This is a genomic window from Mycolicibacter sinensis (genome assembly GCF_001667375.1).
Lineage (GTDB): Bacteria > Actinomycetota > Actinomycetes > Mycobacteriales > Mycobacteriaceae > Mycobacterium > Mycobacterium sinense_A.
This window is the reverse complement of the sequence record NZ_LZIN01000095.1, coordinates 18,935-33,187: the sequence shown is the minus strand read 5'-3', so window position 1 is coordinate 33,187 and position 14,253 is coordinate 18,935. Positions and strand designations below refer to the sequence as shown.

The 14,253-nt window shown below is 69.8% G+C and carries 13 protein-coding genes; 4 read left to right on the top strand and 9 right to left on the bottom strand.

Annotation, left to right across the window (positions count from 1 at the left end; all coding sequences use genetic code 11):
• Both A5771_RS19050 and A5771_RS19045 read right to left on the bottom strand, forming a co-directional pair.
• Entirely contained in the window at positions 1-1,113 is a 1,113-nt protein-coding gene (locus A5771_RS19050) for an MBL fold metallo-hydrolase (RefSeq protein WP_109401210.1), read from the bottom strand.
• A 70-nt stretch (positions 1,114-1,183) separates the two neighbouring features.
• Positions 1,184-1,915 carry an enoyl-CoA hydratase gene (locus A5771_RS19045; RefSeq protein WP_064856750.1) on the bottom strand — a complete coding sequence of 244 codons (732 nt, stop codon included), beginning with the start codon at positions 1,913-1,915 and terminating at the stop codon, positions 1,184-1,186.
• 28 nt (positions 1,916-1,943) lie between these two features.
• On the opposite strand from A5771_RS19045, the gene A5771_RS19040 reads away from it, so the two are divergent.
• Positions 1,944-3,416 (top strand): acetyl-coenzyme A carboxylase carboxyl transferase subunits beta/alpha, encoded by a 1,473-nt coding sequence (locus tag A5771_RS19040; protein WP_064856749.1) that lies wholly within the window; start codon positions 1,944-1,946, stop codon positions 3,414-3,416.
• Here A5771_RS19040 and A5771_RS19035 read toward each other — a convergent pair.
• The gene (locus A5771_RS19035) at positions 3,413-5,152 is read right to left on the bottom strand and encodes an ABC transporter ATP-binding protein (protein WP_234783117.1); all 1,740 of its coding nucleotides are present in this window, start codon (positions 5,150-5,152) and stop codon (positions 3,413-3,415) included. The two genes, A5771_RS19040 and A5771_RS19035, sit on opposite strands and share 4 nt — an antisense overlap.
• Positions 5,149-6,840: an ABC transporter ATP-binding protein gene (locus tag A5771_RS19030; RefSeq protein WP_234783121.1), complete on the bottom strand. Its 1,692-nt coding sequence runs from the start codon at positions 6,838-6,840 to the stop codon at positions 5,149-5,151. Before A5771_RS19030 ends, A5771_RS19035 begins: the two co-directional genes overlap by 4 nt.
• A 147-nt stretch (positions 6,841-6,987) precedes the next feature.
• On the opposite strand from A5771_RS19030, the gene prrA reads away from it, so the two are divergent.
• Both prrA and A5771_RS19020 read left to right on the top strand, forming a co-directional pair.
• Positions 6,988-7,698, top strand: a complete 711-nt coding sequence (gene prrA / locus A5771_RS19025) for a two-component system response regulator PrrA (protein ID WP_064856775.1) — start codon at positions 6,988-6,990, stop codon at positions 7,696-7,698.
• Between the two features lie 17 nt (positions 7,699-7,715).
• Positions 7,716-9,050 carry a HAMP domain-containing sensor histidine kinase gene (locus tag A5771_RS19020; RefSeq protein ID WP_064856776.1) on the top strand — a complete coding sequence of 445 codons (1,335 nt, stop codon included), beginning with the start codon at positions 7,716-7,718 and terminating at the stop codon, positions 9,048-9,050.
• A gap of 6 nt (positions 9,051-9,056) precedes the next feature.
• On the opposite strand, the gene A5771_RS19015 is transcribed toward A5771_RS19020, so the two are convergent.
• From A5771_RS19015 to A5771_RS24395, 4 genes are all read right to left on the bottom strand, one after another.
• The gene (locus A5771_RS19015; protein ID WP_064856746.1) at positions 9,057-9,509 is read right to left on the bottom strand and encodes a BON domain-containing protein; all 453 of its coding nucleotides are present in this window, start codon (positions 9,507-9,509) and stop codon (positions 9,057-9,059) included.
• On the bottom strand, positions 9,510-9,878 hold the full coding sequence (locus A5771_RS19010) for an FKBP-type peptidyl-prolyl cis-trans isomerase (RefSeq protein WP_064856745.1): 369 nt from the start codon (positions 9,876-9,878) through the stop codon (positions 9,510-9,512).
• A gap of 5 nt (positions 9,879-9,883) precedes the next feature.
• Positions 9,884-11,179, bottom strand: a complete 1,296-nt coding sequence (locus A5771_RS19005; RefSeq protein ID WP_082947326.1) for a citrate synthase — start codon at positions 11,177-11,179, stop codon at positions 9,884-9,886.
• Positions 11,180-11,300: 121 nt separating this feature from the next.
• Positions 11,301-11,426: a hypothetical protein gene (locus A5771_RS24395; RefSeq protein ID WP_267887478.1), complete on the bottom strand. Its 126-nt coding sequence runs from the start codon at positions 11,424-11,426 to the stop codon at positions 11,301-11,303.
• 177 nt (positions 11,427-11,603) lie between these two features.
• Between A5771_RS24395 and A5771_RS19000 the strand changes: the two genes are divergently transcribed.
• Entirely contained in the window at positions 11,604-11,954 is a 351-nt protein-coding gene (locus tag A5771_RS19000) for a DUF732 domain-containing protein (protein ID WP_234783120.1), read from the top strand.
• 24 nt (positions 11,955-11,978) lie between these two features.
• Here A5771_RS19000 and A5771_RS18995 read toward each other — a convergent pair whose 3' ends face one another.
• On the bottom strand, positions 11,979-14,078 hold the full coding sequence (locus A5771_RS18995) for a cellulase family glycosylhydrolase (protein WP_064856773.1): 2,100 nt from the start codon (positions 14,076-14,078) through the stop codon (positions 11,979-11,981).
• Between the last annotated feature and the right edge of the window lie 175 nt (positions 14,079-14,253).

The following is a 14,253-nucleotide window of genomic DNA, read 5'->3' as shown; positions in this document are numbered from 1 at the left end:
TTACGCCCTCCACCACGGTGTGGACGCGGCGGCGCCCGGTTGCACCCGGCCACCGGGTTTGGGCACCGCCGTCGCAATCCCCGCGGCGTCGGCGGCAGCCAGCAGCCGTTCCACCGGCTCGGCCCAGCGGTGCGGCGCCAACCGGAACGTGCCCCAGTGAATCGGCACCAGCAGACCCGACGCCGAGGCATTCAAGTCGAGGTGCGCCTGGACCGCCTCCTCGGGGTTCATATGGATGTCCGGCCAGGCGGTGTTGTAGGCGCCGATCGGCATCAGGGTCACATCGAACGGGCCGTGCTCGGCGCCGATCCGAGCGAAGCTGTGGGTGTATCCGCTGTCCCCGCCGAAGTACACCCGGTGGCTGGGTCCGGCGATCACCCACGACGCCCACAGAGTCAGGTTGCGGGTCAGGAACCGCCCGGAGAAGTGCCGGGCCGGGGTGCAGGTCAGCGTGAGTTCACCGAGCGCGACATGCTCGTCCCAGTCGAGTTCCACGACCCGGCCGGCGGGGATGCCCCACGTCCGCAGGTGCGCACCCACGCCCAGCGGGACGACGAACGGCGCCCGCTGGCTGCGGGCCAGTGCGGTGATGGTGTCGATGTCGAGATGGTCGTAGTGATCGTGGCTGACCACGATCGCGTCCACCGCGGGCAGCGCCGCCAGCTCGACCGGCGGCGGGTGCAGCCGCCGGGGACCGACGGCGTCCGACGGCGAGCAGCGTTCGCTGAACACCGGGTCGGTCAGGACGCGGTAGCCGTCGACTTCGACCAGCGCCGTGGCGTGGCCCAGCCAGGTGATCGACAGCGGTTCGGCGGCGCCGCTGAAATCGGGGTCCACCAGCGGCACGGCTGCTGCGGGTCGGCTTGCGCCGCGATCGGCGAACAGCTCCCGCAGCATCAGGCGCTGTTGTTCGCGGTCCATGTTGACAACCGCGACCCGCTCGATGTTGTGGAAGATCCCGTCGCGGTAGTGCGACGACCGGGCGGCCACCGCGCTTATGTCGTGCGGTGCCGCACCGAGGGCCCCGGGTGTGCCGCGCAGCGCGCGAAGCGTCCAGCTACCGGCGGCCAGGGACGCCGTGCCCACCACCAGCCGAAGTGTTCCGCGCAACATGATGCCGAGTCTATGGCGGTGACCCGCTGCACCCGGCTCCGCCGCGTTTGCGATCACCGCGCTGCCTCTGTTAGGCGCCCTGGAACTTCGGCGGCCGCTTCTCGATGCGCGCCACCTGGGCTTCGATGACATCCTGGCTGGCCCAGGCCCGGTCGAACAACTCTTTGTGCGACGGCTCCTGCTCCTGGTAGGCGCCGTCGTCGTTGAGCACCCGTTTGGCGTGCTGCAGCGCCAGCGGCGCCAGTCCGGCGATCTCGTGCGCCCAGGCCTGCGCGTCGCCTACCGTGCCGATCCGGTTGACCATCCCGGTCAGCAGCGCCGTCTCGGCGGTCAGCTTCTCGGCGGTCAGCAGCATCGCGCGGGCCCGCCCGTAGCCGGCCAGGGTGGAGAGCCGGCGGATGCTCCAGTTGTCCAGTGCCAACCCGTAGCGGGCCACCGGGAACTGGAAAAATGCCTCGGGGGTGGCCACCCGCAGATCGCAGACCATCGCCAGTTGCAGACCGGCGCCGATCGCGGCGCCGTTGATCGCGCCGATCACCGGCACCGGGACATCGGCGATGCTCTGGTGCAGGGCGAGCAGCTTGTCGGGGTAGTCGGCGGCGAACGCGTCGCCGGACAGGTCGGCGCCGGCGCAGAACGCGGTTCCCTGCCCGGTCAGCACGATCGCCCGGACGTCGTGGGTGGCGGCGTCCACGATGGCCGCCCGCAGTTCGGTGACGAGCTGGGAGTTCAGGGCGTTGCGCCGCTCGGGGCGCTGCAACTCGATAGTGGTGACGGCTTCGTCGCGGGTAACACCGATCATGACGAACCAGCCTAATTAGGCTGCGGGGGTGAGCCGGACCGGGGCCGACGAACTGCGCGAGGCGGTATTGGACGGCGGCTCGTTCATCAGCTGGGATGACGAGCCGCTGGCGCTGCCGGTCAGCGACTCCTACGCCGCCGAGCTGGCCGCCGCCCGTGCCGCCACCGGCCGCGACGAGGCGGTCATCACCGGCGAGGGCCGGATCAACGGGCGACGGGTCGCGGTGATCGCCAGCGACTTCGACTTCTTGGCCGGCTCGATCGGGGTGGCGGCCGCCGAGCGGATCACCTCCGCGATCCAGCGCGCCACCGCCGAGGGATTGCCGCTGCTGGCATCACCGAGCTCGGGCGGCACCCGGATGCAGGAAGGCACCGTCGCGTTCCTGCAGATGGTGAAGATCGCCGCCGCCGTCGAGCTGCACAAACGCGCTCACCTGCCCTACCTGGTCTACCTGCGCCACCCGACCACCGGCGGGGTGTTCGCATCCTGGGGTTCCCTCGGCCACATCACGCTGGCCGAACCCGGGGCGCTGGTGGGCTTTCTGGGACCGCGGGTCTATGAGCAGCTCTACGACGCACCGTTCCCGCCGGGCATTCAGACCGCCGAGAATCTGCAGGCCCACGGCGTGATCGACGGCGTGATCCCGCTGAAGTGGCTGCGGCGCACCTGTGCGCGGGCGCTCAAGGTGATCCTCGACGGCCCCGGTCCCGCCCCTGCCCGACCCGCTCCGGCGCCGATTCCCGACGTCCCGGCGTGGGACTCGGTGTGCGCGTCGCGGCGCCCGGACCGGCCGGGGTGCGGGTTTCTGCTGCGCCACGGCGCCACCGAGCGGGTCTTCCTGTCGGGCACCGGAAGCGCCGAACGCGGCGCCACCATGCTGCTGGCGCTGGCCCGATTCGGTGGCCAGCCGGCGGTGGTGCTGGGCCAGCTGCGCGGGCCGGATCGCCTGACCGATCCCGTCGCGCTCCAAGACGCCCGCCGCGGCATGGCGCTGGCCGCCGACCTGCGGCTGCCGCTGGTGCTGGCCATCGACACCCCGGGGCCGGCGCTGTCGGTGGAGGCCGAACAGGGTGGGCTGGCCGGGCAGATCGCGGCCTGCCTGGCCGAGCTGGTCACGCTCGAGGTGCCGACGGTGTCGGTGCTGCTCGGCCAGGGCAGCGGCGGGCCCGCGCTGGCGATGGTGCCGGCGGATCGGGTGCTGGCGGCGCAGCACGGCTGGCTGGCGCCGCTGCCCCCGGAAGGGGCCAGCGCCATCGTGTTCCGCGACACCGACCACGCGCCGGAACTGTCGGACGCCCAGGGCATCCGGTCGGCGGATCTGAAGGCGCACGGGATCGTCGACGTGATCGTGCCCGAGCATCCCGACGCCGCCGCCGAGCCGATCGACTTCGTCAAGCGGATGTCGGCGGCCATCGCGGCCGAGTTGCACGCGCTGCGCGATGTTCCCCAAGAGCAGCGCCTGGCCACCCGACTGCAGCGTTACCGCCGGATCGGGCTCTAAGCCAAAGACCGCTGCCAGGCCTCGTGCAGCGCGGCGTAATGCCCCTCGGCGCGGATCAGCTCGGCCGGTGGCCCGTCTTCGACGATGACCCCGCCCTCGATCACCAGCACCCGGTCGGCGATCTCGACCGTCGAGAGCCGGTGGGCGATCACCAGCGCAGTCCGGTCGGCCAGCACGCTGCGCAGCGCCCGCTGCACCATCCGCTCGCCGGGGATGTCCAGCGCCGACGTCGCCTCGTCGAGGATCAGCACCGCCGGATCGGCCAGGAACGCGCGGGCGAAGGCCACCAGTTGACGCTGTCCCGCCGAGAGCCGGCCGCCGCGCTTGGCCACGTCGGTGTCATAGCGCTCGGGCAAGTCGGCGATGAACGCCTCGGCGCCCACGCTCGCCGCGGCGGCGACCACCTCGGCGTCGGTCGCCTCGGGACGGCCGAAGCGGATGTTGTCGGCCAGCGTCCCGGAGAACAAGAAGTTCTCCTGGGTGACCATCACCACGTGCCGGCGCAGCTCGGCCTGGGTGAGGTGCCGCAGGTCGACGCCGTCGAGTGTCACCGCTCCCGACGTCGGGTCGTAGAACCGGGCGATCAGCTTGGCGATGGTCGTCTTGCCCGCGCCGGTGCTACCGACCAGCGCCACGGTCTGGCCCGCCGGGATGTGCAGCGACAGCCCGGTCAGCACCGGGGCGTCGGTGCGGTAGCCGAAACACACGTCATGCAAGGCGATCTCGCCGCGGGCCTCGCCGAGGGCGACCGGGGCGTCCGGGTCGGCGACCGCGGGTTTCTCGGCGAGCACCCCGGCCAGCTTTTCCAGCGCCGAGGTCGCCGACTGGAAGGTGTTGAGGAACTGGGTGATCTCCTGCATCGGTTCGAAGAACATCCGCAGGTAGAGCAGGAACGCGGTGAACGTCCCGATCGTCATGTGCCCGTGCAGAACTCGCCAGCCGCCATAGAGCAGCACCACGCCGGTGGTGAGGTTGCCGACCAGCTTGACGCCGGGGCTGAAGACGGCGACCAGTTTGAACGCCCTCTCGTTGACGGCGCGGTAGCGGTCGGCGACGCCCGCGAAGATCTCCTCGTTGCGGGCTTCGCGGCGGTAGGCCTGTACCGCCTTGATCCCGGTCATCGTCTCGACGAACTGGACGATCACCCGCGCGGCGTGTTCCCGCACCGCGGTGTAGGTCTTCGACGACTCGGTCCGGAACCAGCGCAGCAACGCCGCCAGCACCGGGAAGGCGGCCAGGCACATCAGGCCCAGCCGCCAGTCCAGCACGACCAGCAGCACCGCGGTGCCGACCAGCGTGAGGGCAGCGCTGACCAGGCTGTCGAACCCGGACAGCAGCATCTCCTGGATCGCGTCGATGTCGTTGGTCAGCCGGCTGACCACCCGGCCCGAGGTGTAGCGGTCGTGAAAGCCGATATCCAGGCGCTGGAAGTGCCGGAACACTCGGCGCCGCAACTCCAGCAGCACCCGCTGGCCGATCCGTCCCGACCACTGCAGGAACAGCAGCCGGCTGCCGGCCTGGGTGAGCACCACGGCCCCCAGCGCAATGATGATCACCGTCAGCACCCGCATCGAGCCGTCGGCGATCGACGGGATGCCGCGGTCGATACCGCGCTGCGCCAGCACCGGAACCGCGAGGCGGGCAGCGTTTTCCACCACTACGATCAACGCCAGCAGCACCACCGCGACACGATAGGGCCGCAGCAGCGACCACAGCAGGGCGCGCGCCGGCGTCACTGCCGCGCCCAGTCGACGAGGTGTTCGGCGCCGTCGTCGAGCTCGTCGTCGGCGGCCAGCAGGTAGCGGTAGTGCGGCACCGCGGCCAGCAGCTCGGCGTGGGTGCCGACCGCGGCGATGGCCCCGTCGGCAAGCAACGCCACCCGGTCGGCCAGCGCCACGGTCGAGGCCCGGTTGGCCACCACGATGCCGGTGATCGCCCCCTCCCGCAGCACCCGGCGCAGCGCGTCGGTGACGGCGGCTTCGGTGTGCACATCCAGCGCCGACAGGGTGTCGTCGAGCACCAGGATCGTCGGTGCGGCCACCAGGGCCCGGGCCAGCGAAAGCCGTTGACGCTGCCCACCCGACAGGCTCATCCCCTGTTCGCCGATGCGGGTGTCGAGCCCCGACGGTAGGTCGTACACGAAACCGGCGGAGGCCACCTCGAGGGCGCGGGCCAGCTCCGCGTCGCTCGCCTCGGGCCTGCCCAGCCGCAGATTCTCGGCCACCGACATGGAGAACAGCGTCGGATCGTCGAACGCGGTGATCACCGCCGAACGCAGCGCCGCCAGCGTCAGCGAGCGGATGTCACGCCCGCCGATAAGGATCTGCCCCTCGGAGGCGTCGTAGAGCCGCGACAGCAGCATCGCCAGCACCGACTTTCCGGATCCCGTGACACCCACCACCGCCACGATCTCACCGGGTTCGACGGTGAGGTTGACGCCGCGCAGCACCCACGGGCCGTTGAAGCGGAATCCGACGTCGCGCAGCTCCAGTCGCCCCGACGGCGGCACCGGATCGTGCCCGTCGGTGATCTCGACGGGCGCGTCGAAGATCTCGGTGATCCGGTCGGCGGCGGTCATCGCCTCCTGGGTCGCCGACAGCAGAAAGCCCAGCGAGGACACCGGCCAGACCAGCGACAGCATCAAGGTGATGAACGCGACCAGGGTGCCCATCGTGACCAGGTGGTTGCCGGCCGCGTACGCGCCGATCCCCAGCACCACGATCAGCGTGAGGTTGGGAATCACCTCCAGCAGCGTCCAGAACCTCGACGACACCACCACCTTGTCGATACCCAGGTCGCGCAGCGTCTTGGCCTGGGTATCGAACTGGGCGAACACGTAGTCCTCGCGACCGAACGCCTTGATGGTGCGCAGGCCGCCCGCGGATTCCTCGACGGCGGTGGCGACCTGGCCGGCCTGGTCCTGCGCGCGGCGCGACAGCCGGGTGTACTGGCGCCGGAAGTGCTGCACCGCCAGCGTCACCGGCACCATCGACACGGCCGCCACCACGCCCAGCGGCCAGTACAACAGCAGCAGAATGGTCGTCACGGCCACGATCTGCAAGGTGTTGAGCAGCAGGAACACCACCACGAACGACAAGAACCGGCGGATGGTCGCCAGGTCATTCATGATCCGCGACAGCAACTGCCCGGACTGCCAGCGCCCGTGAAACGTCAGCGGCAGTATCTGCAGCCGGGCGTAGAGATCCTTGCGGAGGTCAGCTTCGACGCCCATGGTGGCGTGCGCCACCAGCCAGCGCCGCACCAGCCACAGCAGCGCCTCACCGACGCCGAGCGCGGCGGCTGCCGTCCCGAGCACCCACAGGCCGGGCTGGTCACGGTGGGCCACCGGCCCGTCGATGACCGCCTTGGTCATCAGCGGGATCGCCACGGTCGCGCCCAAGCTGACCACGGCGATGGTGATCATGGTGAGCCACCGCGCCCGATAAGGCCGCAGGTACGGCAGCAAATTGCGCAGCGCGGAGGCCGGATTCACCCAATCGACCCTAGAACCAAGTGACCGCCCCGAGGAGCATCCCGCGCTCAGCGGCGATATTCAGGCAAAATGGCGGCCATGAACAACCCCGCCAACGCCGCAGCCTCCCCCCGGGTACTGGTCGTCGACGACGACTCCGATGTACTCGCCTCGCTGGAACGCGGACTGCGCCTGTCCGGTTTCGAGGTGGCCACCGCAGCCGACGGCGCCGAAGCGTTGCGCAGCGCCAAGGAGGCCCGGCCGGACGCGATCGTGCTCGACATCAACATGCCGGTGCTGGACGGCGTCAGCGTGGTGACCGCCCTGCGGGCGATGGGCGACGACGTGCCGGTCTGCGTGCTGTCCGCCCGCAGTTCGGTCGACGACCGGGTCGCGGGCCTGGAGGCCGGCGCCGACGATTACCTGGTCAAGCCGTTCGTGCTCGCCGAACTGGTGGCGCGGGTGCGGGCGATGCTGCGGCGGCGTGGGTCGTCGGCCAGCTCGTCGTCGGAGACCATCACCGTCGGCCCGCTGGAGGTCGACATCCCGGGCCGGCGCGCCCGGGTCAAGGGCGTCGACGTGGACCTGACCAAGCGGGAGTTCGACCTGCTGGCGGTGCTCGCCGAGCACAAGACCGCGGTGTTGTCGCGCGCCCAACTGCTCGAGCTGGTCTGGGGCTATGACTTCGCCGCCGACACCAACGTCGTCGACGTGTTCATCGGCTACCTGCGGCGCAAGCTGGAAGCCGGCGGCGCGCCCCGGCTGCTGCACACCGTGCGCGGCGTCGGATTCGTGCTGCGCACGCAGTGAGGACCACGATGAACGTCATGAACGCGCTGCGGCGCCTCTTCGCCCGCACGCCGTCGCTGCGAACCCGGGTGGTGCTGGCGACCGCCATCGGGACCGCGATCGTGACGGTCATCATCGGCGCCATCGTGTGGGTCGGGGTCACCAACGACCGCAAGTACTGGCTGGACCGCCGGCTCGACGAGGCGGCCGGTCTGACGGTCCCACTGATCGGTCTGGGCGAGCTGCCCCGATCAGCCGGCGCCACCGACGCGGTGATCACCCTGCGCCGGGCAGGTGAGGTGACGTCGAACTCCGCGGTGGTGCTGCCCCAGCTCGAGCCCGGTTACGCCGACACCGAGATCGACGGGGTGCGCTACCGGGTGCGCACCGTCGACATCCCCGGGCCGGGGCCGCGGTCGCTGGCGGTCGGCGCCACCTACGACGCCACCGTCGCCGACACCAACAACCTGCACCGGCGGGTGCTGCTGCTGTGTACCTTCGCGATCGGCGCGGCCGCCGTGCTGGGCTGGCTGCTGGCCGCGTTCGCGGTGCGGCCGCTGCGCCGGCTGGCCCAGCAGGCCCGCTCCATCGACGCCGGCGACGAGCGACCGGAGATCGAGGTGCGCGGCGCCAGTGAAGCCGTCGAGATCGCCTTGGCGATGCGCGGCATGCTGCAGCGGATCTGGAAAGAGCAGGACCGCACCAAAGAGGCGCTGGCGTCGGCACGCGACTTCGCCGCGGTGTCCTCCCACGAGCTGCGCACCCCGCTGACGGCGATGCGCACCAATCTCGAGGTGCTGACCACCCTGGACCTGCCCGATGATCAACGCAAAGAAGTCCTCAACGACGTCGTGCGCACCCAGACCCGGATCGAGGCCACGCTGTCGGCGCTGGAGCGGCTGGCCCAAGGCGAACTGTCCACGGCCGACGACCAGGTGCCGGTGGACATCACCGAGTTGCTCGACCGGGCGGCGCACGACGCGATGCGGGTCTTCCCCGACCTGAACGTCTCACTGGTGCCATCGCCGACCTGCATCATCGTCGGGTTGCCGGCCGGGCTGCGGCTGGCGGTGGACAACGCGATCGCCAACGCGGTCAAGCACGGCGGCGCCACCCAGGTGCAGCTGTCGGCGGTCACCTCCCGCGCGGGCGTGGAGATCGCCATCGACGACAACGGCACCGGGCTTCCCGAGGAGGAGCGCCAGGTGGTGTTCGAACGGTTCTCCCGCGGGTCGACGGCATCGCATTCGGGCTCAGGTCTCGGGCTGGCCCTGGTGGCTCAGCAAGCCGGGCTGCACGGCGGCACGGCAACGCTGGAAGACAGCCCGATGGGCGGGGCGCGGCTGATGTTGCGGCTGCCGCCGCCGCGCTGAGCTCGGTTAGCCGATCGCCAGCTCGTTGGCGATGCCCGCCCGCGGCCAGGCGTCCTTCGCCGCCTCCGCTACGGCGGCCGCTTCGGCGGCCTTCGCCGCGGTCCCGGTCAGCGTCACGGTGTCGCCGCTGACGCTCAACGCGAAATCGCCGATCGCGGCCGCTGCTTCGAAGACCGGAGCCGATCCGGAGAAGTTCGGTGTCGTGACGCCCGGCGCCACGTCGAGCCGATCGATGACGGTGACGTCGTCGGTGGAGGTGATCACCGCGTCCAGCAGCGCCCGTCGGGCCGCTGGGTCGGACACCGTTCCGGCCACGGTGATCTCGTTGCCGTGCCGGACCACCGAGACCGGCACCGCGGCGCCGGGATCGGTGCCGGGCGGCGAATCTTGTTGCCGCTCACAGCCGGACGCGCCCAGCAGCACCGCAACCAGCGCTGCCGTGATCAGCCGGGCGCGCACTCAGCGGGTGCCGAGCAGATCGATCACGAAGACCAGGGTCTTGCCGGCCAGTTGGTGTCCGGTGCCGGCCGGGCCGTAGGCCAGCTCGGGCGGGATCACCAATTGGCGCCGGCCGCCCACCTTCATCCCCGGGATGCCGTCCTGCCAGCCCGCGATGAGCCCGTCGAGCGGGAACTCCAGGGACTCGCCGCGGTTCCACGAGCTGTCGAACTCCGCGCCGGTGTCGTAGTCCACACCGAGGTAGTGCACGTTGACCTGAGCGCCGGGCGCGGCCGCCGGGCCGTCTCCGACGACGATGTCCTCGATGACCAGCTCGGTGGGGGCCGGACCGCTCGGCACGGTGATCTGGGGCTTGCCCGGGTTCGTCACGGCGGTTACCGCCCGCCGATGGTGACGTAGTCGCGTTCGGTGTAGCCGGTGTAGACCTGACGCGGCCGGCCGATCTTGGAGTCGCCCTCGTCGTGCATCTCGCGCCAGTGCGCGATCCAGCCGGGCAGCCGGCCCAGCGCGAACAGCACGGTGAACATCCGGGCCGGGAAGCCGATCGCCCGGTAGATCAGGCCGGTGTAGAAGTCGACGTTGGGGTAGAGCTTGCGCTCGATGAAGTAGTCGTCGGTCAGCGCGGCCTCTTCGAGGTCCTTGGCGATGTTGAGCAGTTCGTCGTCGCCGCCGAGCTTGCCGAGGATCTTGTCGGCCTGCTCCTTGACGATGCGGGCCCGCGGGTCGTAGTTCTTGTAGACCCGGTGGCCGAAGCCCATCAGTTTGACGCCGTCTTCGCGGTTCTTGACCTTCTTGACGAAGTCGCCGACGTTGCCGTGCTGATCGCGGATCTGCTCCAGCATCTCCAGCACCGCCTGGTTCGCCCCGCCGTGCAGCGGGCCCCACAGCGCGTTGATACCGCCGGAGATCGAGGTGAACAGGTTGGCGCGCGACGAGCCGACCAGCCGCACCGTCGACGTCGAGCAGTTCTGCTCGTGGTCGGCGTGCAAGATGAACAGCATGTCCAGGGCGCGCACCACTTCCGGGTCGACCTCGTAGGGCTCGGCCGGCAGGCCGAAGGTCATCCGCAGGAAGTTCTCCACCAGGCTCAGCGAGTTGTCCGGGTACAGGAACGGCTGCCCCTCGGACTTCTTGAAGGCGTAGGCGGCGATGGTGGGCAGTTTGCCCAGCAGCCGGATGGTCGATACCTCGACCTGCTCGTTGTCGGACGGGTCCAGCGAGTCCTGGTAGTAGGCGGAGAGCGCGTTGACCACGCTGGACAGCACCGGCATCGGGTGGGCGTTGCGCGGGAAGCCGTCGAAGAACCGCTTGAGATCCTCGTGCAGCATGGTGTGCCGCTGGATCCGGCCGGTGAACGTCGCCAGCTGCTCGGCGGTGGGCAGTTCGCCGTAGATCAGCAGATAGCTGACCTCGATGAAGGTGGACTTCTCGGCGAGCTGCTCGATCGGGTAGCCGCGGTAGCGCAGGATGCCGGCGTCGCCGTCGATGTAGGTGATGGCGCTCTTGACGGGCGCGGTGTTGGCGTAGCCGTTGTCGAACGTGGTGTAGCCGGTCTTGGCGAGCAGCGAACCGATGGCCAGGCTGTCGGACCCCTCGCTGGCCTGGACGATCGGCAGCTCCAGCTCGCCGCCCGGGTACTTCAGGGTGGCGAATTCGTCGGTTGCGGCCACAAGGAACCCCTTTGCGCTATTCGGCTAACCAGTCGATCGGGCGTGTACTAGGAACGTGTATAGGAAAAGGTAGTCGGTTCGGGGCCGACGCGCCCGTCCGGGGCCGGGTATCGCGGAACCGTCATCGCGGCACTGCCGGTCCCGGCCGGCGGTAGCCGAGGAAAGCCGGCGCCACGAGGGCGGCGAGCAGCACTCCGACGATCACCAGCACCCCACCGCCGGCCGCCGCGGCGGCCGTTCCCACCACCGCGCCGGCCGCTCCGTGCACGGCGTCGGCGAGTCGGGGCTGCGCAGCGGTGTGGTGTCGGCGAACAGCCTCAGCGGGCTGCCTCGACTAGCTCCGGCACGGACGAAATCCTAGTCGCCGGGCCGTCGAAACCGCTGTACGCACCGGGGGCTATGTGCGACGGTGAATACCGTGCCCATGCGCCTTCGCCGCTGCGCTGCTCTCGCGCTGTTGTTTGGGACGGCACTGCCGTTGGCCGGGCCCGCAGTCGCGGCCCCGAGCCAGGACGAGCGGTTTCTGACGTTACTCGGCCAGCGCAATCCAGCCGCCGTGCCAAACGCTCCCGAGCTCATCACCCAGGCCCACCGGGTCTGCGACCAACTGGACGGCGGTGTGCCGTTCCGCGACCTGGTCGAGCGCCTGACGAACGGCTCCGACGAGGTTCAGTCCGGTGACGGCGCCATCCTCCCTCGCACCAGCAGCATCGTGAAATTCATCGCGGCGGCGGCGACCATCTACTGTCCGCAAGACCGCGACCAGCTGCCGTGACGTCCAGGCAGGGCGCACGACAACTCAGGCAGGGCGCACGACGACGCTGACGGTGCTTGCGCCGCTGGTGGATTCGATGAACAACACCGGAGCGTTGGCATTTGAGACGACCGTGCCGCCGGTGACCTCCACGTGGTAGCCGTCCGGGTATTCGATGGGCGGCACCGAGATGACCGTTTGGGTCCCGGCCGCGAAGCTGCCCAGCCCGTCAGCCCGCTCGGTGGAGTAGCTCAACTGGAACACACCGTCGTGATACGACCAGGATTCCGGGGTGCCGCCGACGACCTGCGGGTACGGCGCGGCGATGATTGCCAGCTTGTCCCAATCGACGTTGTCGCCGACCGGCGGCTTGCTGGGGTCGAAGACCAACGCCTGGCCGATCGGGTCCGAGCTGGTCACCTCGCTGGTGGCGTAGGCGAACTCGGTCCAGTTGAGCCGGAACCGATCGGCGACCGGGATCATGGCGTCGATGGCCTTGAGCCGCGCGGTGGATCCGAACTCGGTTAGGAAGGCCGGAATCCCGTGTGAGTCCGCGTAGTCCTCGCCGCGGGTCAGCGCCAGGTCGTAGTAGGCCCCGCAGCCGAAGTCGATGCCGAAGACTGCCGACTGGAGGCAGTAGGTGTGGAAGGAGAAGACGGTGTTCGGATCGTCGACCTTGCCCAGATGGGTGTCTATCGGAAGATTGCCGAACATGGTGTTCGGTTGGAAGAACACCGGAGTGTGCGGGTCGACGGACCGGATCGCGGCACCCACCTGGTTGTAGAAGGGGGTCAGCGCCTGGCTGTCGAAGTGCGGGTTGCCGAACAGGCTTCCCAGCCACTGCGAGCCCGGCCACGGTTCGTTGATCAGCTCGTAGCCCAGCACATTGGGGTTGCCCTGGAAGTAGTTGGCGACGTATTGCCACATCAAGGCGTAGTGATTCTGCAGCCCGACGCCGTCGGGCGCTTTGGCGTTGTTCCAGAAGGCATCCCAGGCGTGGTTCTCCGCGGGATTGACTACGTAGTTGAGCGGGAAGCCCAGCTGGGGGTTGGGCAATCCCCCAGTCTGCACCATCCAGTCCGGGAAGCCTTGGCCACCAAAGGTGCTGCTGTAGAGGCCTTGGGTCGGGTAGAGCAGGCTGACGATGCCGTGGTTGGCCAGGGTCTGCACGGTCTGCGCGACGGAGGCGAGGTAGGCCGCGTCGAATACGCCGGGCTCGGGTTCGACGGCTTCCCAAGCGAACCCCAGCCGTACCGACGTGAAGCCGTTGTCGGCCAGGAACTTCGCGTCGTCGTCGCTGAATCCGTCCGCCGACGGCTCGTACGGCGGCACCTTGTAGTTGTGGTTGAGCCCGTGCAAGACGACGACCCGACCGTCGCTGTCGGTGAACCAACGTCCGGTGATGGCCAACCCGCCGTCGTCGGTGACCGGCGGTGCGTCGGTCCGCGTGCCGTAATGGCCGGCCGCGCCGTGGTCGCCGAACAGGGATCCGCCGGTGCCGCCGGTCCCACCGAGAGCGGGCAGTGCGGTGGAAGCGCCGCCGATCCCGCTGTGGCCGGCGTCGCCACCGCGGCCGCCGTTGCCCATCAGCCATCCGCCGGCGCCGCCGTCCCCGCCGTGCCCACCGTTGATGCCGTCGGCGCCGGCACCGCCATCACCGCCATCACCGCCATTGCCGAACATCCCCGCCGCGCCGCCGGCACCACCCGCGCCGCCGGCGACGGTGCTGTCCCAACCGGCCCCGCCGTCGCCGAATAACCACCCGGCGGCACCACCGTCGGGGGTCGCCTCGGTCCCGGCCGTGCCGTCGGCGATCATCGCGCCCCAACCGAGGGCTTTGCTGAAGTCGTTGAGCCCGTCCAGGATCGGGGTCGGACCGGCGCTGTTGATCCAGGCCTCGATGCCGGTGTGCAGCGGGGTATAGATGAGCTGGTCAATCCACGCGGTCGCATCCGCGACGCCGGGAGTCGCTACCGCGGCGAAGGCGGCATCCCAGTGCGCCGGATCGAAGAACGCCTCCCACGCGGCCGGGCTCCACAGCGCGGCCCAGTCCACGGTGTTAGTCGCCGCATCTGCGAACGGCGCCAATACCTGATCGAGCACATCGTCGATCACCTCCGCGCCAGCTGGAGCCGGCGCGGCCATGCCGAACGCTATAACCGCGCTCAGTGCCGCACCCGCGCCGATCACCCGAGTGCGCCGGCGGGCAGAAACCGCAGCCGACCGGCGATTCGCGTCAACACAGCCAAGAGCCATCTCACGCCGGCCTTCCCGCTACTGGAACCGTGAACCTGAGAAATTCCGAATAGAATGAGAAGTT